This window comes from Ideonella sp. A 288 (genome assembly GCF_002198735.1).
In the GTDB taxonomy this organism is placed as follows: Bacteria; Pseudomonadota; Gammaproteobacteria; order Burkholderiales; family Burkholderiaceae_C; genus Pseudaquabacterium.
On the sequence record NZ_MWLO01000005.1, the window covers coordinates 1 to 17,651 of the forward strand.

Genomic DNA, 17,651 nt, shown 5'->3' on the forward strand with positions numbered 1-17,651 from the left:
CGCCACAGTCAGCGCCACCGTCGGCTGCCGCCTGTCGCGCCGCGCAGATCGTCGGACGGAACGAACGGCTGCCACCAACTGCCGCCGTCAGAGCACTGGGCTCCGGCCAGTGCGCTCCTCAGTGCCGAACCGAGGCGCCGTGGTCGCGGTACCAGGCCGCGGCCTGGCCGCGCGAGCGCAGGTCGAGCTTGTCGAGGATGTTGGCGACGTGGCGCTTGACGGTGTGCGGGCTGAGGTCGAACGCGCGGGCGATGAGCTTGTTGCTGTCGCCGGCGGCGATGCGCTGCAGCACGTCGATCTCGCGGCTGCTGAGCCCGCCGATCGACCCACCAGATCCGTCGCAGGCATCGACCACGGTGGCACCTTCACGCCGGGCCGCGGCCTGCACGAGTCCGCGCCATGCCAGCACGGTGGCGCCCAGCGCGGCCCCGAGACGGCCCGCCGCCGCGGCCTCGGCCAGCACGCCGAGCGCCTGGCGTGCCAGCAGCACGCCGCCGACGCCGGCGTGGCCGGCCACGCGGGCCGCTGCGGGGGCCAGCGTGGCGACGGCGTCGCGGTCGCGCCCCTGCAGCACCAGCGCCGCGGCCAGGCGCAGGCGCCATTCGACGGACGAGCCGAGCCGGTCGGTCTGGTCCTCGACCTCGATGGCCTCGCTCCAGGCCCGCATCGCCTCGGCGCGGTCGCCCTCGAGCCAGGAGCGCAGGCCCTGCAACGGGCGCAGCAGCTTGACCATCGACGGCGGCACGCGGTCGCGCAGGCCTTCCAGCTGGTCGACGTGGTCGACCAGTGCCGGCAGGTCGTCGAAGGCCGCGGCGGCGCGCGCCGCGTAGAACAGGTTGCCCGCCAGCGACCAGGGCCCACGCTGCACTGGGTGCTGGTCGATCATGCGCCGCGCGGCATCGAGCGCGGCCTCGCGTTCGCCGCGCGCGGTGGCCACCAACGTCTCCACCAGTTGCAGCACGCCGCGCACGTTGGGCGGGTCGCCCAGCCACTGCGCATCGGCGCGGGCGGCGGCCAGGCCGGCCTCGGCCGCGTCGACATGGCCTTGCCAGAGTTCGCGCAGCGCCTGCTGGGCCCGCGCCATCGCGCGCAGCGGCGACGGCGTGTCCGCGGTCAGCCGCATCACGCCTTCGACATAACGATCCAATGCATCGGCAGTACCGGGCAATCCGTTCAGCCGCGGGATGGTGTGCGCGCGGTACCACAGCGACAGGTCGGGCGTGGTCTCGAGCAGGTCCATCATCTCGTCCAGCAGCGGGCCCACCTGCTGCAGTTCGCCGAGGTCCATGGCGTGCCACAGGCAGGCCAGCACGACGATCAGGTGCCTCTCCTGGCTCAGGGTGCGGCGGTCGAGCGCGAGCAGGCGCGGGCTGATCTGCTCGGCCTGGCCGAAGGCGTTCAGCGCCACCGCCTGGTAACCCAGCGCCAGCAGGGCCTGGTCGTCCTCGCCGGCGGCGAGGTAGCCGGCTTCAGCGTGCTGCATCGCGTCGCGCATGGCCTTGAAATCCCAGCGGGCCCAGGCCAGCAGGCCGCGCACGTGCTGCAGGCGCGGCGCGGCGCCGGCCCGGCCTGGGGGAAAGCGCTCGAGCAGGCGTTCGACGCCCGACATCTGCCCCAGCGTCAACAGCACCGGGGCGTGCTGGTAGAGCACGCGCGCCGCGCCGTCGTGGTCGCAGGCGCGCAGCAGGAAGTCGATGCGCCGGGTGGGGTCGGGCTCGCTGGCGGCGGCACGGGCACACAGGCCGGGCAACGCGTCGGGGCGTTCCTGCACCAGGCGGCGCTCGAGCGCCTCGCGCAGCAGGTCGTGCAGGCGCAGCGTCAGTTCGGTGCCGGCCAGCGTGCTGACCGCCAGGCCGGCGCGCTCGATGCGTTCCAGCCGCATCGCGGCCTGCGGATCACCGGTGAGCGCGGCGCAGCGCGACGCGGTGAGCTCGGGCAGCAGGCTGGTCTGCAGCAGGAATTCGCGCTGGTCGGGCGCCATGCGGTCGAAGACCTCGGCGGCCAGGAAATCGAACATCGGCCGATCGATCGCCGTGGCCTGGGCGGCGATCGCAGCGCCGCGGGCGCCGGCCAGCACGTGCATCGCCAGGCGCAGGGCCACCGGCCAGCCCTGGGTGCGCTCGAACAGCGCGTCGGCGGTGGCCGCGTCCAGGCCGGCGCTGGTGACCAGCGCGCGGGCCTCGTCGCGCTCGAAGCGCAGGTCGTCCAGGCGGAACTCGGCCAGTTCGCCCAGCGCGCGCAGCCGCGCCAGCGCGATCGGCGGCTCCTGGCGCGAGGCGATGGCCAGCGTCCAGCGCGGCGTGAGGCGCTCGAGCAGCAGGTCGAGGAACTCGTAGACCGCGGGGTGCTCGATGCGGTGCAGGTCGTCGACGACGACCACGCCGTGCGGCACCTCGCATGCATCGAGTGCATTGATCAGTTCGGCCACCATCGCCCGCAGGCCGCGGCTGCGCGAGGCCGGCGTGCCGTCGCCGACGGCGCCGGCCATCAGGGCCTCGGGCTCCACGCGCCAGGGGGGGTCGAAGGGTTCGAGCGCGCTGATCAGGCACTGGAACAGGCGCAGCGGCGAATCGCCGGCGTCGCATGAGACCCAGGCCAGGGCCGTGCCCTCGGGCAGCGCATCGACCTGCCGCGCCAGAGCCGAGGTCTTGCCGTAGCCGGCCGCCGCGCACACCAGCACCAGGCGCTGCGTGGCCAGGGCCTCGGCCAGCCGCGCATCGAGCGCTGGTCGGGCCTGCAGCATGCCGGGCCGCTGCCGCGGCGGCTGGATCTTGGTGCGGGCGAAGCTCAGCATCGGGGTGCTGCGTCGAAGCGTCGTCGGGCGATTCTGCACGAGCGAGGCCTCGCGCAGCGGCTGGCCTGGCGGCCCCGCGAGGCGCCGACCGGGCCCGTCGCCCCGGGCCAGCGGGGTCTGCGGAAGGGGTTGCGCCAAGGCCGACATGGGGACGCATTGTTCGCAGGCGCAGCCCGCACGCCAGCGCCATGCGACGGCCGCCGCGCTGCCGCCGACGGTCCGCAGCGGGCGGCGACGAATGGCGGCCGGGGCCGCGTGCCGCCGCGATCGGCGCCGGGGCAGCCGACCCCGTGGCCGGGCGTCGCCTTGTTGCGCCGCAGCATCAGCCCTGGCACTGCAGAGAAGAGCCGGGAAAGCGGAAATCTGTCGCGGTGCAGCATAGGGTTAATACCAATACAATGGGTTCGTGCCCGGCGGCGACCCCGCCGCCGGATATTCCCAGCCTGCGAGGCCGTGCCACAAGTACCCGACCTCGCCCACGGAGCGACCCATGAATCTTTCGAGCCTCCTCGTCCTGTCCCTGCTGAGCGTCGGCGCCAGCACCGCCGCGATCGCCCAGGACGCGGGCCAGCACCCGGCCACCTCCGCGGCCCAGCGCCGCGCGCCCGGCATCGACCCCAACACCTTCATCGTCGGCCACCCGGCCAGCCCGCGCACCCGCGCCGGCCACGCCAACAGCCACCACCCGGCGGTGACGCTGTCGGCGCAAGGCAGCACCGCCATCGACACCAACCACTTCCTGGTGCAGCCGCCCGCCTCGGTGCAGTGGACGATGGCCCCGGCCGCCGACGTGCCGGCCGTCGCCGCGCGCGCCTCCGCCCCGGCGCTGGCCTCGGCCGCGCCGCTGGCGCGCGCCGCCCGCACGAACTGAGTCCCGCCGGCCGCCTTGGGCGGCCGGCGCCTCAATCGATCGTGCCCTCCGCCGCCGGGCGCCACAGCCCGGCGTGCGTCAGCAGCCCCAGCACGCGCGCGAGCACGTCGCGCCGGTAGGCCGCCAGGTCGCGGCCGGCGTAGTCGTGGAAGCCGCTGGCCGTCTTCAGGCCCAGGTGGCCCTGCTCGAACATCCGCCCGACGACAGGCGGCGCGGTGTAACGCGCGGCATCGATGCTGTGCGCCATCTCGCGGCTGGCGTGGTGCAGGATGTCCACGCCACCGAAGTCGATGAACTCCACCACGCCGATGGCCGCAAAGCGCAGGCCCATGCCGTAGCGCGTGGCCTTGTCGATCTCCTCGGCGGTGGCCGCGCCCTCTTCCACCATGCGCGCGGCCTCGTTCATCACCAGCGCCTGCAGCCGCGGCACGATGTAGCCGGGCGTGGGCCCGCACACCACCGGCAGCTTGCCGATGCCTTCCATCAGGGCCTTGGTGCGCGCCAGCACCTCGGGTGCCAGGCCCGGGTGGGTGGACAGCTCGACCACCGGGATGACGTAGGCCGGGTTGAGCCAGTGCATGTTGAGGAAGCGCTCGGGACGGCGCACCAGTTGCGCCAGCTGCGTCACCAGCAGGCTGCTGGTGGTGGAGGTGACGATGGCCTCGTCGCGGCAGTGCCGGTTGATCCAGTCGAAGGCCTCGCGCTTGGCCTCGAGGGTTTCGGGCACGCCCTCGAACAGCAGCTCGGCAGCGGCCAGCGCGGCGGGCGCGCCGGCGGCATCCACCAGTTCCACCCGCGCCGCCACCGCGTCCACCTGCTCGGCGCGCAGCGTGCCCAGCTGCGCCAGGCCCTGCAGGCTGGCCAGGATCTCGGCGCGCGCCTCGTCGCGCAGGCGCGCCCAGGCCTCGTGCGTGCGGGGGCGCAGGTCGACCAGCGCGATGCGGTGCCCGGCGTAGGCAAAGGCGATGGCGATGCCGCGGCCCATGCGGCCGGCACCCACCGCGGCGAAGCGCGGCCGCGCACCGCATGCCGTCGATCCACTACTCGCCGTCATGCAGCACCTGCTGGAGTTGTGCCCGGCTGAAGTCCGCCAGATCCAGCGCGTCGAGCGTGCGCTCGCCGCGGCGCAGGTCGCGCCCGAGGAAGCCGCCGACGATGGCCAGCAGGCCCTGGGTGATCGGCGCGTCCACCCGCGCCCAGCGCGCCACGCTGGCCAGGAAGGCCAGGCCCAGCTCGGTGTCCTCGGTGATGTAGCGGTGGGTGTGCAGGTCGATGTGCTCGCGCCAGTCGCCGCTCTTCTGCAGCTTCTTGTGGGCGTCGCCGTACATCCAGCGGTCGTTGGCGTAGTGGTCGGCCAGCGGGTAGTGCGGCGCGCCGAAGCCCAGCGCCTGGCGCACGGCGATGCGCTCGAGGTCCAGCGCATCGGTCACCGCCCGCACCGCCGGCTGGGTGCCTTCGGTGTGGATGTCCCAGCTGGGAAAGTGCTGCAGCGGCGCGGCGTTCATCACCATCAGCGGCGGGTGGATGATGGGGCCGGCGTTCATCAGCGCGCCCGACAGCGCATCGCCGCAGCCATGCACCGCCGGGTAGGCGCCGCGGATCACGGCCAGCGCACGCTCGGCGTGGCGGGCCGGGTACACGCCAGTGGGCAGGTGGATGGCGCGCACGGTGATGTTGATCTCGCGCGGGCCGTGCTTGCGCGCCAGATAGGGCAACGTGCCGGTCTCGGCCCAGGCCACGTCGGCGGGGTTGCCGGCGGCGCGCACCAGGCGCGACATCACCAGGCTGCCGAAGCTGCCGGGCGGCAGGAACACCACCTGGCCGTCCACCAGGTGCGGCGCCATGGCCCGGGCGATGTCGGCCTGCGCGGTGGCCGGCGAGGGCACGACGATCAGCTCGGCCCCGCGCAGCGCCGCGCCGATGTCGGCCGTGGCCAGCGCGACCGGCACCTCGCGGGCGCCCTGCGCATCTTTCAGCACGATGCCGCCGGCCTCGATCACCGCCTGCAGCGCCGCGGCATCGCGCCGCCACAGCCGCACCTCGTGGCCGGCTTCGGACAGGTCGGCGGCGGCGGCATGGCAGCCGTGGCCGCCGCCGAGGATGGCGATCTTCATCGGTCGGTGTCTCCTGGGGACATGGGGCCGCGAGAGCGGCGCGTTGCGGCCGATTGTTGCGCCTGCCACAGCCCGCCACAGGCCGGGATGCCCCGCTGTCCGTGCGGGCCGCGGCCGGGTAGATTGGCCGCCACAACAATCGAGGAGACGAGCACCATGGACCGCCGTTCGATGATCAACACCACGGCCACGATGGCGGTGGGCGCCGTGGCCGGATGCGCCTTGCCGGGCACCGCCTCGCAGGCGCCGAAGACGCCCTTCAGCGTGGCCGACACCTTCATCCCCATCGTCGGCAGCGAGATGATGTTCCCGGTGCGGCGCATCTACTGCATCGGCCGCAACTACGCCGCCCATGCGCGCGAGATGGGATCGGACCCGAACCGCGAGCCACCGTTCTTCTTCCAGAAGCCCACCGACGCGATCCAGAACGTGCCGCCCGGCACGGTGGCCGACCACCCCTACCCCTCGCTGACCAAGAACTACCACTACGAGGTGGAACTGGTGGCCGCCCTGCACAAGGGCGGGCGCGACATCCCGGTGGAGCGGGCGCTCGACTGCGTGTACGCCTACGCGCTGGGCCTGGACATGACACGGCGCGACCTGCAACGCGCGATGGGCGACGAGAAGAAGCCCTGGGAGATCGGCAAGAGCTTCGATCGCTCGGCGCCGATCGGCCCGCTGCACGTGGCCGACGCCATCGGCCACTTCACCAAGGGCGGCATCTGGCTGAAGGTGAACGGCCAGACCAAGCAGAAATCGAACCTCTCCAACATGATCTGGAACGTGGCCGAGCAGATCAGCAAGCTGTCGCAGGCCAACGAACTGATGGCCGGCGACATCATCTATTCCGGCACGCCCGAGAACGTGGGCCCGGTGGTGCGCGGCGACGTCATCGAATGCCACATCGACGGGCTGCCCAACCTCAGCGTGAAGATCGTGTGACGCCGCAGGGCGCGCCGCACCCCTGCACCGGGCCTCGCGCGGCCCGGCCGCGTTGGCGCATGATGCACGGCGGATCCACTTTGCCCCCACGCCGATGAACCCCGCACTGCCGGTCCAGCGCCAGCTGGACGCCTACAACGCCAAGGACCTGGCCGCCTTCGTGGCCCAGTACGCCGACGACGTGCGGCTGTACCGCCCACCGGCCGCCGAGCCAGTGCTGGTGGGCAAGGCCGCGATGGCAGCGCACTACGCCGCCCACCGCTTCAACCTGCCGCACCTGCACGCCGAACTCGTCAACCGCATGGTGCTGGGCTGCAAGGTGATCGACCATGAGCGCATCACCGGGCTGTCCGACCAGCCCGTGGAGGCGGCAGTGGTCTTCGAGGTGCACGACGGGTTGATCACCACGGTCTGGTTCTTCAACGCCGAGTGACGCAGCACGGCCGGCCGCAACCAGAACGATCGCACCCACCGACCGCGCACGCACCCATGTCCCGCACCCCCCGCATCCAATGGGCCCAGCTGTTCGCGCTGCCCGAGCATGCCGCGCTGTCGCTGCAGGCCCGGCTGCGGCGCGCGGTGGTGCAGGCCATCCTCGACGGGCACCTGCCACCGGGTGCGCCGATGCCGTCGTCGCGCGAGCTGGCGCAGTTGCTGGCGCTGGGCCGCAACACGGTGACGGCGGCCTACCAGCAACTCATCGACGAGCAGTTCCTCGAGGCCCGGCCGCGCCGCGGCGTGTTCGTGGCGGCACAGGCGCGCCCGCCGATGGCCGTCGGCTTCGCTGCGCCCGCGCGCGAGCCCGGCCGGGCGCCGCACTGGGACCGGCGCCTGCGTCGCTCGCTGGCCGCCAACCGCACCCTGGCCAAGCCGTCGCAGTGGCGACGCTATCCCTACCCCTTCGTCTACGGCACCTTCGACCCCGAACTGTTCCCCACCGAAGACTTCCGCGAGTGCTGCGCCCGCAGCCTGGCCCGTGCGCAACTGCCGCACTGGACGCCCGACTTCGAGACCGACGACGTGCCCGAACTCGTCGAGCAGATCCGCCTGCGCCTGCTGCCCAAGCGCGGCGTGTTCGCGCTGGCCGAGGAGATCCTGGTCACCGTCGGCGCCCAGCACTCGTACCACCTGCTGGCCGAAGCGCTGTTCGACGCCGACACGCGCGTCGGCCTCGAGGAGCCCGGCCACCCGCACGCGCGCAACACCTTCTCGCTGCGGCAGCCCAGGGTGGTGCCGATCGCCGTCGACGACGAGGGCCTGGTGATCGACGCGATGCCGCCGGTGGACTACGTGTTCGTCACGCCCTCGCACCAGAGCCCCACAACCGCCACCTTGAGCCTGGACCGTCGCCACTGGTTGCTCAAGCGCGCCGAGCTGAACGACTTCGTCGTCATCGAGGACGACTACGAGGCCGAGAACCTGTACGCCGGCTCGCCGATGCCGGCGCTCAAGAGCCTGGACAAGAGCGGGCGCGTGATCTACATCGGCTCGCTGTCGAAGAGCCTGTCACCGGCGCTGCGCCTGGGCTACATCGTGGCCCCGCGCGGGCTGATTGCCGAGCTGCGGCTGCTGCGCCATGCGATGGTGCGGCACCCCAGCGCCTTTCTGCAGCAGGCCTATGCGCTGTTCCTGCAGCTGGGCCACCACGAGTCGCACGCGCGCCGGGTGAATGCCGCGATGCAGGAGCGGCTGGCCGTGCTGGCCCAGGCGCTGCGCCAGCACCTGCCGGACTGCGCCTTCCGCGTGCCGCAGGGCGGGGCCTCGGTGTGGGTGCGCGCGCCGGCCTGGGTGGACGCGACCGAACTGGCGCTGATTGCCCAGCGCCACGGCGTGCTGATCGAACCGGGCGAGGTGTTCCACGTGCAGCCGCCCTACCCCTGCCCCTACTTTCGCCTGCGCCTGTCGTCGATCGCGGCCAGCCAGATCCCGGCCGGCGTGCGTGCGCTGGGCCAGGCGCTCGACGACCTGGCGGCCGCGCGCGGCGAGCGGCGCGCACCTGGATCGCGCGCGCACTGAGCGAGCCCGGTGCGTGGCCGCGGCCACGTGCCCCGTCCCAGGGCAAACCCGCAGCGGCTGGACCCATCCTGCCGCGGGCGCTGGCCCCATGCACCACTGGGTCGACAGGGCACATTGCGCACACAATCGGCGGCGTCCCCCATCGGCAACGTCCCACACGAGGAGTTCTCCATGCACCTGTTCCGCACCGCGTTCCCCATGATCGCCGCGCTGGCCCTGGCCAGTGCCGGCAGCGCCTTCGCACAGGCCAAGAAGGAAGTGACCTTCGCCCACCAGGACATGCTGGTGCCCCTGCGCACGGTGATGGAGTCGGGCGAGCTCGAGAAGGCCACCGGCTACAAGATCAACTGGCGCATGTTCGGCGGCGGCGGCGACGTCATCAAGGCCATGGCCTCCGGCGACGTGCAGATCGGCGAGGCCGGCTCCAGCCCCATCGTGGCGGCGGCCAGCCAGGGCCAGGACGTCAAGCTGTTCTGGATCCTCGACGACATCGCCGACGCCGAGGCGCTGATCGTGCGCAATGGCACCGGCATCAACGGCATCAAGGACCTGAAGGGCAAGAAGGTCGCCACGCCCTTCGTCAGCACGGCGCACTACCAGCTGATGGCCATCATGAAGGTCTCGGGCGTCGATGCCAAGGGCGTCAACGTGATGAACATGCGCCCGCCCGAGATCGCCGCCGCCTGGGAGCGCGGCGACATCGACGCCGCCTTCATCTGGGACCCGGTGCTCACCAAGATCAAGGCCAACGGCAAGGTGATCGAGAGCTCCAAGACCATCGGCGCCAAGGGCTTCCCCACCTTCGACGGGCTGATCGTCAACGCCAAGTGGGCGGCCGAGCATGAGGCCTTCATGGTCGAGCTGGTGAAGCAACTGGCCAAGGTGGACGAGAAGTACCGCGCCAACAAGGCCAAGTGGACGGTCGACTCACCCGAAGTGAAGGCCGTGGCCAAGTGGACCAAGGCCGACGCCAAGGACGTGCCCGCCACGATGGCGCTGTACACCTTCCCGACGCTGGCCGAGCAGGCCGGCCCCACCTGGCTGGGCGGCGGCGCCGTGAAGGCCATGACCAGCACCGCGGCCTTCCTGAAGGAGCAGGGCCGCATCCAGGAGGTCAAGCCCAACTACGGCGCCTTCGTCACCGACGCCTACGTCAAGAAGGCCATGGGCAAGTAAGCCGGATGCCGACGCTCGAGATCCGCGGGCTGACCGTCAACTACGCGGTCCAGGGCGGCACGCTGCAGGCCCTGGCGCCGGTGAACATGACGATGCACGACGGCGATTTCGTCGTCGCGCTCGGCGCCTCGGGCTGCGGCAAGACCACGCTGCTGAACTGCATCGCCGGCTTCCTGCCGCCGTCCACCGGCGAGATCCTGCTCGACGGCCAGCCGGTGGTGGGGCCTGGCGCCGACCGCGGCGTGGTGTTCCAGAAGCATGCCTTGATGCCCTGGCTGAACGTGCGCGACAACGTGGCGCTGGGCCTGCGCATGCGCGGTGTCGATGCCGCCACGCGCGGCCGCATCGCCGAAGAGAAGCTCGCGCTGGTGGGCCTGCAGAAGGTGGCCGACCGCGCGGTGCACGAGTTGTCCGGCGGCATGCAGCAGCGCGTGGGCATCGCCCGCGCCCTGGCCAACGACCCGGCCGTGCTGCTGATGGACGAGCCGATGGGCGCGCTCGACGCCTTCACGCGCGAGCAGGTGCAGGAGATCCTGCTGCGGGCCTGGTCGGGCACCGGCAAGATGGTGTTCTTCATCACCCATTCGGTGGAAGAGGCGCTGTTCCTGGCCACGCGGCTGATCGTGATGAGCCCGAGCCCTGGCCGCATCAGCCACGTCTACGACGACCTGGCCTTCTCGCGCCAGTTCCTCGAGCACGGCGACGCGCGGCGCGTCAAGTCCGAGCCCGCCTTCATCCGCCTGCGCGAGGAGGTGCTGGCGCACATCCACCACCGGGAGCCGGCCGATGTCTGAGCCCGCCAAGACCGCCCCGGCGCCGCTGAAGACCAGCGCCTTCAAGGTGCCGGGCGAGGGCAGCAGCGCGGCCATCAGCGTGGCCACGATCGCGGCGCTGCTGCTGCTGTGGTTCGTGGTGACGGCGGCCGGCTGGATCAAGCCGCTGTTCCTGCCCAGCCCGCAGGCGGTGTGGCAGCAGTTCGTCGAATACGCCACCGGCACGGCCAACGACAAGCCGCTGTGGGAGCATTTCGTGGCCAGCATCCTGCGCGTCACCGCGGCCTTCTGGCTGGCCTTCGTCACCGCGGTGCCGGTGGGCATCGCGATGGGCATGTCGCGCATCGCGCGCGGCATCTTCGACCCGCCGATCGAGTTCTACCGGCCGCTGCCGCCGCTGTCGTACCTGCCGCTGATCATCATCTGGTTCGGCATCGACGAACTGCCCAAGGTGCTGCTGATTTTCCTCTCCTGCTTCGCGCCGCTGGCGCTGGCCGCGCGCTCGGGCATGAAGAGCGCGTCGCAGGAGCAGATCAACGCGGCCTACTCGATGGGGGCCAGCTACGGCCAGGTGATCCGCCACGTGATCCTGCCGTCGGCGCTGCCCGAGATCCTGATCGGCATGCGCATCGCCATCGGCTTCGGCTGGACCACGCTGGTGGCCGCCGAGATGGTGGCGGCCAACGTCGGCCTGGGGCAGATGGTGCTCAATGCGTCCAACTTCCTGCGCACCGACATCGTCATCATGGGCATCGTCGTGATCGGCGTGGTGGCCTACGCCTTCGACCTGTTCATGCGCTGGGTCGAACGTCGGCTGGTGCCCTGGAAGGGCCGCATGTAGGCCTGCCGGCGCGGCGACGGTCCCCTGGCCGCCGCGGCGACAATCGCATGATGTCCCTCCCCATCCTGCGCTGGCGAGACGAGTGGCGCCAGCCCGGTGCGGTGCGCGCCGACCTGCTGGCCGGCCTGACCGGCGCCATCGTCGTGTTGCCGCAGGGCATCGCCTTTGCCACGCTGGCCGGCATGCCGGCCCAATACGGTTTGTACGCGGCCATGGTGCCATGCATGGTGGCCGCGCTGTTCGGCTCCAGCCGGCTGATGGTCACCGGCCCGGCCAACGCCATCTCGCTGACGACCATGGCCGTGGTCTCGCCGCTGGCCGCCGTGGGCTCGCCGCACTACGTGTCGCTGGTGCTCACGCTCGCCTTCCTGGTGGGCCTGATGCAACTGCTGCTGGGCCTGGCCCGGGTGGGTGCGCTGGTGGAGCGGGTGCCGCACTCGGTGGTGGTGGGCTTCACGGCCGGCGCCGCGGTGCTGATCATCAACAGCCAGCTCGGGCCGCTCCTGGCGCTGCCGCTGCCGCGCAACACCTCGGTGCTGACCAACCTCACCAGCGCCGTCGAGCGGCTGCCCCAGGTGCAGCCGCTGGCCCTGGCCTCGGGGCTGGCGACCATCGTGCTGGCGATCGTGGCCAGGCCCTTCAACCGCATCGTGCCGGCGATGCTGGTGGCCGTGATCGGCGGCACGCTGGTGGCCAAGGCGCTGGCCGCGGCGCAGCCCGGCTGGCCGCCGCTGGCCACCGTGCAGGCGGTGGTGGCGGCCTGGCCGCCGCTGAGCGCGCCCGACCTGTCGGTGGACACGGTGCGCTCGCTCTTCGGCGCCACGCTGGTGATGACGCTGCTGGCGCTGACCGAGGCCTCGGCCATCGCCCGCTCGATGGCGCGGCTGAAAGGCGACACGCTCGACGGCAACCAGGAGTTCATCGGCCAGGGCCTGGCCAACCTGGCCGGCGCGTTCTTCTCGGCGTTCCCGGCCAGCGGCTCGTTCAACCGCTCGGCCGTCAACCTGGAGGCCGGCGCCCGCTCGCCGCTGGCCGCCGCCAGCGCGGCGGTGCTGCTGCTGTTGCTGCTGATCTTCGTCGGCCCGCTGGCCCGCCACCTGCCGCTGGCGGTGGTGGCCGGGCTGCTGTTCGTGGTGGCCTGGGGCCTGTTCGACGTGCGCGAGATGCGCCGCATCTGGCGCGACGAAGCGCACGAGCGCGCGCCGATGCTGGTGACGCTGGTGGCCACGGTGACGCTGTCGCTCGAATGGGCCATCCTGCTGGGCATCACCAGCGCGCTGCTGGTGCAGCGGCTGGTGCGCGGCGACAGGCTCAGTTGACGCTGGGCAGCCAGGTGGCCAGCTTCGGGAAGATCAGCAGCAGCCCCACGCCCACCAGTTGCAGCACCATGAACTGCACCATGCCGGCGTAGATGTCCTTCAGCTCCCACTGCGGCACCACCCCTTTCAGGAAGTAGGCCGACAAGGCCACCGGCGGCGACAGCCAGGCCGTTTGCAGCGTCACGGCCACCAGGGTGCAGAACCAGACCAGGTCGATGCCCGCGGCGGTGACGATGGGCACGGCGATGGGCATCACGATCAGCACGATGGGCACCCATTCCAGCGGCCAGCCCAGCACGAAGATCAGCGCCAGGATGACCAGCAGCATCAGCATCGGCGGCAGCGACAGGCTGGTCAGCGCCTGGGCCAGGAAGTCGGCACTGCCCAGGCGCGAGAACACCGCGCCGAACAGGTTGGACGCCGTCACCAGCAGCAGGATCATGCTGGAGATCTCGAGCGTGGCGTAGGCGGCGCGCCGCAGTTTGGGCAACGTGAGCCGGCCCGACCCCCAGGTGAGCAGGAAGGTGCCGAGGCAGCCGATGGCGCCCGCGTCGGTGGGCGTGGCCGCGCCGATCAGGATGACGCCCAGCGTCGACAGGATCACCACGATGACCGGCATCACGCCGATCAGCAGGTCGCGGATCACCGGTCCCATGGACTTGGGCCGCATCTCCTCCGGCAGGGCCGGGCCCAGGCTGGGGTCGCGCCAGCAGCGGATCAGCGTCCACGCGATGAACAGGCCAGACAGCATCAGCCCCGGGATCACCGCCGCGGCGAACAGGTCGGTGGCCGGCACCCCCACCACCGGGCCCATCACGATGAGCATCACCGACGGCGGGATCAGGATGCCCAGCGTGCCGCCCGCGGTGATGGCCCCGGCCGACATCTTGGGGTCGTAGCCGCTCTTGATCATCGACGGGCCGGCCATCACGCCCAGCAGCGTGACCGACGAGCCGACGATGCCGGTGGCCGCGGCGAAGATGGTGGCGGTGATCAGCACCGCCAGGTACAGCGAGCCGTTGAGCCGGGCCAGCAACTGCTGGATGCCGTTGAACAGCCGCTCCATGATGCCCGACTGCTCGAGCAGGAAGCCCATGAACAGGAAGAACGGGATGGCCGCCAGCACCGTGTCCTTCATCACCGAGTAGGTCTGCAGCACGGCCAGGTCGAACACCACCGGACCGAGCGCGTAGTAGCCGGTGGCCAGCGAGACGAAGCCCAGCGTGAAGGCGATCGGGAAGCCGATGAAGATGACCGCGAACAGCACCCCCAGGGCCACGAGGCCGAGGATCTCCTGGCTCATACAAGCGTCTCCGGCTTCGGCGCCTCGTCCGGCCACTCGCCGTGCTGCAGGGCATGGACGCACTTCAGCGATTCGCTCACGCCCTGGATGATCAGCAGCACGCCGGCCACCGGCATGGTCAGCTTGAAGGGCCAGGTGATGGGCTGCCAGGCACTGCTGACGAAGGTCTCGTTCGTCGTGTAGGCCTTGACGAAGTAGCCCCAGCCGACGAACGCGAACACGCTGACGAAGGGCAGGAACATGAACAGGTAGCAGGCCAGGTCCACCCCCGCCTGGCGCCTTGGCGACCAGCCCGCGTAGAGCGAATCGGTGCGCACGTGGCCCTTGCGCTGCAACGTGAAGGCCGAGCCGAGCATGAAGAAGCTGCCGTACAGCATGAAGGTCATGTCGTAGGCCCACTGGGTGGGTGCGTTGAATACGTAGCGCGCCGCCACCTCGTAGCACAGCGACAGCACCATGGGGATCACCAGCCAGGCCGCGAGGCGGCCCGACCCGATGGCCACCTGGTCGAGCCGGCCAGCCAGTCGGGCCAGCCCGGAATCAGCTTCGGTCATGCCCCGGCGCCCGTCACGACTTGGCGTTGGGGGAGTCCGACCCCAGCTGGAAGTACAGGCCGTTGATCTTGTTCCAGTACGGCACCACCAGCTTGGCGAAGGCGCGCTGCGAGTCGAGCGTCTCCTTGAACAGCGGGTTCTTCGTGGCCTCGCGGTCGTAGATGGTGTTGGTGGCCTTGATGAACGCGGGGAAGATGTCCTTCGGCGTGTCGTGCACGTTCACCTTGTGCTCGGTCTGCAGCTTCTGCAGCGCCAGCGCATTGCGGTGCACGTTGAAGGTGTAGGTCTCGGTCATCGTGGCCATCGCGCTGGCCTCGACAATGGCCTTCAGGTCGGCCGGCAGCTTGTTCCACGCGGTCTTGTTGATCAGCAGTTCGCCCACGTCGGTGCTCTGGTGCAGCCCCTGCAGGTAGTAGTGCTTGAAGACGTTGTGGAAGCCCAGCGCCATGTCGTCGGCCGGGCCGATCCACTCGGCCGCGTCGAGCACGCCGCGCTGCGCCGCCGGCACGATCTCGCCGCCGGGCATGGCCACCGCGTTGATGCCCATCTCCTTGAAGATCTCGCCGACCAGCCCCGGGGGCGAGCGGTACTTGAGCTTCTTCATGTCGTCGAGCGACTTGATGGGGTTCTTGAACCAGCCCAGCGGGTCGGGCCCCATCGGCTGCACCATGAAGGGCTCGATGTTGAGCTTCAGGCCCTCGGCGAAGAACTTCTTGTACAGCGCATTGCCGCCGCCCTGGAACAGCCAGGCCACGTGCGAGAGCTGGTCCATGCCGGTGCCGCCGCCCGCGGCGGGATTGGAGAACAGGCCCGCCGCGGTGTTCTTGCCCGACCAGTAGTGCGTCCACGCGTAGCCGCCGTCGACCACGCCCTTGTCCACCGCGTCGACGATCTCGAACGCGGCCACCACCGCGCCGTCGGGCAGCATCTCCATCTTCAGCCGCCCGTTGGACATCTTGTCCACCCGGTCGGCAAAGCGCTTCATCAGGTCGAAGTAGATGCTCGAGCTGGGCACGGCGGTCTGGATCTTCAGCCGGGTGACGGCCTGGGCGATGGCCGGGGCGCCGGCCAGCACGCCGGCGGCGCCGACGAGGCCGGTGCCGAGCGCGCGGCGTCGCGTCGTTTGGGGGTTGCTGTTGCTCATGTCGGTTCGTCTCCTTGCACTGTCCCGTTGACACCCGGGGCCCGCAGGGGGCCCCACCCACGAACACCGTCAGGCCGCACGCGCGTCCTGGCGGATCATGTCCACGGCCTTCTCGGCCATCATCACCACCGGCGCATTGGTGTTGCCCGACACCAACGTGGGCATCGCCGAGCAATCGACCACCCGCAAGCCGGGCACGCCGTGCACGCGCAGCCGCGCGTCGAGCACCGCACCGGCGGCCGGGTCGCGCCCCATCGCGCACGTGCCGCTGGGGTGGAAGATGGTCGCGCCCTGGTTGCGGCAGAACTCGAGCAGCGCGGCGTCGTCGCCGGCCTCGGGGCCGGGCTTCACCTCGCGAGCCACCAGCGGCCGCATCGCCGGTGCCGCGGCGATGGCGCGCGCAGCCTTCACCGCGGCCACCGCGGCGCGGCGGTCGAGCTCGGCCGACAGATAGTGCGGCTGCATCTCGGGCGGCTGGAAGGGGTCGGCCGAGCGGATGCGGATGTGCCCGCGCGAGGCCGGCCGCAACTGGCACACCGACATGGTGAAGCCCGAGAACGGGTGCACCTTGCCGCCGGCCATGTCGGCCGACAGCGTGGCCACGTGGAACTGGATGTCGGGCCGCGAAGAGTCGGGCAGCGCGCGCATGAAGCAGCCGCCCTGGTTGATGCCCACGGCCAGCGGCCCGGTGCGCCGGAAGAGCCACTGCAGGCCGATGCTCACCTGGCCCGCCCAGCTGTTGAGCTGGTCGTTGGTGGTGATGGGTTGGCTGCACTCGAAGATCAGGCGGATCTGCAGGTGGTCCTGCAGGTTTGCGCCGACGCCGGGCAGCGCCTGGCGCACCGCGATGCCATGGCGCTGCAGCAGGTCGGGCGCGCCGATGCCCGACAACTGCAGCAACTGCGGCGACTGGATGGCGCCCGCGGCCAGCAGCACCTCGGCAGAGGCGCGCACCACGTGATCAACGCCCTGCTGGCGGTAGCGCACGCCGCTGGCACGCGCGCCGTCGAACAGCAGGCCCCCCACCTGCGCCTCGGTCACCACGCGCAGGTTGGGCCGGTGGCGCGCCGGCACCAGGTAGGCCTTGGCGGTGCTGCAGCGCCAGCCGCGGTGGGTGTTGAGCTGGAAGTAGCCGGCGCCCTCCTGCCGCGCACCGTTGAAGTCGTCGGTGCGCGGCACGCCGACCTGCCCGGCACCGTCGATGAAGGCCTCGATCAGCGGGTGCCGCGCGGCGATGTCCGACACCCGCAGCGGCCCATGGCCGCCATGGAATTCGCTGTCGCCACGCTGGTTGCCTTCAGAGCGGCGGAAGTACGGCAGGCAGTCGTCGAAGGCCCAGCCGGGGTTGCCGAGCGCGGCCCAGTGGTCGTAGTCCTCGCGCTGGCCGCGGATGTAGATCAGGCCGTTGATCGAGCTGCAGCCGCCCAGCGTCTTGCCGCGCGGCCAGTAGATGCGGCGGCCGTTCATGCCGGGGTCGGGGTCGGTGTGGAAGCACCAGTTGACGGCCGGGCTCCACATCGTCTTGCCGTAGCCGATGGGCAGGTGGATCCAGGGCGACCGGTCGGGCGGGCCGGCCTCGAGCAGCAGCACGCGGGTGGCCGGGTCTTCGGACAGGCGCGCGGCCAGCACGCAACCCGCCGAGCCCGCGCCCACCACGATGTAATCGAACTCCGCCGCCATGCCGCAGGGCCTCGCGATCGCTGACCGGAACGAAACGTTCCGATTTTCGGCGATCCTACGGCAGCGATTTTCGGAACACAATGATCCGGTTCCCCACGTTTGTACCGAGATGGCCCGAGCCCGC

The 17,651-nt window shown here is 71.1% G+C and carries 15 protein-coding genes; 8 read left to right on the plus strand and 7 right to left on the minus strand.

The genetic code is table 11. The annotated features are described in order from the left end of the window. Positions 1-118 precede the first annotated feature (118 nt). Positions 119-2,794 (minus strand): LuxR C-terminal-related transcriptional regulator, encoded by a 2,676-nt coding sequence (locus EOINJALH_RS00200; protein ID WP_234413580.1) that lies wholly within the window; start codon positions 2,792-2,794, stop codon positions 119-121. Between the two features lie 490 nt (positions 2,795-3,284). On the opposite strand from EOINJALH_RS00200, the gene EOINJALH_RS00205 reads away from it, so the two are divergent. Further along, positions 3,285-3,665 carry a hypothetical protein gene (locus EOINJALH_RS00205; RefSeq protein WP_199873103.1) on the plus strand — a complete coding sequence of 127 codons (381 nt, stop codon included), beginning with the start codon at positions 3,285-3,287 and terminating at the stop codon, positions 3,663-3,665. 31 nt (positions 3,666-3,696) lie between these two features. Here the strand turns inward: EOINJALH_RS00205 and EOINJALH_RS00210 are convergent, their stop codons facing one another. Beyond that, entirely contained in the window at positions 3,697-4,719 is a 1,023-nt protein-coding gene (locus EOINJALH_RS00210) for a 3-hydroxybutyryl-CoA dehydrogenase (protein ID WP_088278300.1), read from the minus strand. Continuing rightward, positions 4,706-5,779: an NAD/NADP-dependent octopine/nopaline dehydrogenase family protein gene (locus tag EOINJALH_RS00215; RefSeq protein ID WP_088278301.1), complete on the minus strand. Its 1,074-nt coding sequence runs from the start codon at positions 5,777-5,779 to the stop codon at positions 4,706-4,708. Before EOINJALH_RS00215 ends, EOINJALH_RS00210 begins: the two co-directional genes overlap by 14 nt. Before the next feature lie 156 nt (positions 5,780-5,935). On the opposite strand from EOINJALH_RS00215, the gene EOINJALH_RS00220 reads away from it, so the two are divergent. The 7 genes from EOINJALH_RS00220 to EOINJALH_RS00250 all read left to right on the plus strand — a co-directional run bounded on the left by EOINJALH_RS00220 (position 5,936) and on the right by EOINJALH_RS00250 (position 12,846). Beyond that, positions 5,936-6,721: a fumarylacetoacetate hydrolase family protein gene (locus tag EOINJALH_RS00220; RefSeq protein WP_088278302.1), complete on the plus strand. Its 786-nt coding sequence runs from the start codon at positions 5,936-5,938 to the stop codon at positions 6,719-6,721. Positions 6,722-6,815: 94 nt separating this feature from the next. Next, positions 6,816-7,154: a nuclear transport factor 2 family protein gene (locus tag EOINJALH_RS00225; protein ID WP_088278303.1), complete on the plus strand. Its 339-nt coding sequence runs from the start codon at positions 6,816-6,818 to the stop codon at positions 7,152-7,154. A gap of 56 nt (positions 7,155-7,210) precedes the next feature. After that, positions 7,211-8,737 (plus strand): PLP-dependent aminotransferase family protein, encoded by a 1,527-nt coding sequence (locus EOINJALH_RS00230; protein ID WP_088278304.1) that lies wholly within the window; start codon positions 7,211-7,213, stop codon positions 8,735-8,737. A 171-nt stretch (positions 8,738-8,908) separates the two neighbouring features. Beyond that, the gene (gene tauA / locus EOINJALH_RS00235) at positions 8,909-9,913 is read left to right on the plus strand and encodes a taurine ABC transporter substrate-binding protein (RefSeq protein WP_234413581.1); all 1,005 of its coding nucleotides are present in this window, start codon (positions 8,909-8,911) and stop codon (positions 9,911-9,913) included. Between the two features lie 5 nt (positions 9,914-9,918). Continuing rightward, complete coding sequence (locus tag EOINJALH_RS00240) at positions 9,919-10,707, plus strand: taurine ABC transporter ATP-binding protein (RefSeq protein ID WP_088278305.1); 789 nt, start codon at positions 9,919-9,921, stop codon at positions 10,705-10,707. Then, a complete protein-coding gene (locus EOINJALH_RS00245; protein ID WP_088278306.1) occupies positions 10,700-11,527 on the plus strand; it encodes an ABC transporter permease subunit in 828 nt (275 codons plus the stop codon). The genes EOINJALH_RS00240 and EOINJALH_RS00245 overlap by 8 nt, the downstream gene beginning before the upstream one ends. 50 nt (positions 11,528-11,577) lie before the next feature. Beyond that, entirely contained in the window at positions 11,578-12,846 is a 1,269-nt protein-coding gene (locus tag EOINJALH_RS00250; RefSeq protein WP_158219593.1) for a SulP family inorganic anion transporter, read from the plus strand. On the opposite strand, the gene EOINJALH_RS00255 is transcribed toward EOINJALH_RS00250, so the two are convergent. The 4 genes from EOINJALH_RS00255 to EOINJALH_RS00270 all read right to left on the minus strand — a co-directional run bounded on the left by EOINJALH_RS00255 (position 12,839) and on the right by EOINJALH_RS00270 (position 17,527). Then, positions 12,839-14,149: a TRAP transporter large permease subunit gene (locus EOINJALH_RS00255; RefSeq protein WP_088278308.1), complete on the minus strand. Its 1,311-nt coding sequence runs from the start codon at positions 14,147-14,149 to the stop codon at positions 12,839-12,841. The genes EOINJALH_RS00250 and EOINJALH_RS00255 overlap by 8 nt on opposite strands. Next, positions 14,146-14,703 carry a TRAP transporter small permease subunit gene (locus tag EOINJALH_RS00260; RefSeq protein ID WP_088278309.1) on the minus strand — a complete coding sequence of 186 codons (558 nt, stop codon included), beginning with the start codon at positions 14,701-14,703 and terminating at the stop codon, positions 14,146-14,148. The genes EOINJALH_RS00255 and EOINJALH_RS00260 overlap by 4 nt, the downstream gene beginning before the upstream one ends. 13 nt (positions 14,704-14,716) lie before the next feature. Then, a complete protein-coding gene (locus EOINJALH_RS00265; protein WP_088278310.1) occupies positions 14,717-15,847 on the minus strand; it encodes a TRAP transporter substrate-binding protein in 1,131 nt (376 codons plus the stop codon). A 69-nt stretch (positions 15,848-15,916) separates the two neighbouring features. Then, positions 15,917-17,527: a GMC family oxidoreductase gene (locus tag EOINJALH_RS00270; RefSeq protein WP_088278311.1), complete on the minus strand. Its 1,611-nt coding sequence runs from the start codon at positions 17,525-17,527 to the stop codon at positions 15,917-15,919. Positions 17,528-17,651 lie beyond the last annotated feature (124 nt).

Coding starts and splice junctions, on each gene's coding strand:
- EOINJALH_RS00220 (WP_088278302.1), top strand. CDS start 5,936: ATGGACCGCCGTTCGATGATCAACACCACGGCCACGATGGCGGTGGGC.
- EOINJALH_RS00215 (WP_088278301.1), bottom strand. CDS start 5,779: ATGAAGATCGCCATCCTCGGCGGCGGCCACGGCTGCCATGCCGCCGCC.
- EOINJALH_RS00200 (WP_234413580.1), bottom strand. CDS start 2,794: ATGCTGAGCTTCGCCCGCACCAAGATCCAGCCGCCGCGGCAGCGGCCC.
- EOINJALH_RS00260 (WP_088278309.1), bottom strand. CDS start 14,703: ATGACCGAAGCTGATTCCGGGCTGGCCCGACTGGCTGGCCGGCTCGAC.
- EOINJALH_RS00210 (WP_088278300.1), bottom strand. CDS start 4,719: ATGACGGCGAGTAGTGGATCGACGGCATGCGGTGCGCGGCCGCGCTTC.
- EOINJALH_RS00250 (WP_158219593.1), top strand. CDS start 11,578: ATGTCCCTCCCCATCCTGCGCTGGCGAGACGAGTGGCGCCAGCCCGGT.
- EOINJALH_RS00230 (WP_088278304.1), top strand. CDS start 7,211: ATGTCCCGCACCCCCCGCATCCAATGGGCCCAGCTGTTCGCGCTGCCC.
- EOINJALH_RS00265 (WP_088278310.1), bottom strand. CDS start 15,847: ATGAGCAACAGCAACCCCCAAACGACGCGACGCCGCGCGCTCGGCACC.
- tauA (WP_234413581.1), top strand. CDS start 8,909: ATGCACCTGTTCCGCACCGCGTTCCCCATGATCGCCGCGCTGGCCCTG.
- EOINJALH_RS00240 (WP_088278305.1), top strand. CDS start 9,919: ATGCCGACGCTCGAGATCCGCGGGCTGACCGTCAACTACGCGGTCCAG.
- EOINJALH_RS00205 (WP_199873103.1), top strand. CDS start 3,285: ATGAATCTTTCGAGCCTCCTCGTCCTGTCCCTGCTGAGCGTCGGCGCC.
- EOINJALH_RS00225 (WP_088278303.1), top strand. CDS start 6,816: ATGAACCCCGCACTGCCGGTCCAGCGCCAGCTGGACGCCTACAACGCC.
- EOINJALH_RS00245 (WP_088278306.1), top strand. CDS start 10,700: ATGTCTGAGCCCGCCAAGACCGCCCCGGCGCCGCTGAAGACCAGCGCC.
- EOINJALH_RS00270 (WP_088278311.1), bottom strand. CDS start 17,527: ATGGCGGCGGAGTTCGATTACATCGTGGTGGGCGCGGGCTCGGCGGGT.
- EOINJALH_RS00255 (WP_088278308.1), bottom strand. CDS start 14,149: ATGAGCCAGGAGATCCTCGGCCTCGTGGCCCTGGGGGTGCTGTTCGCG.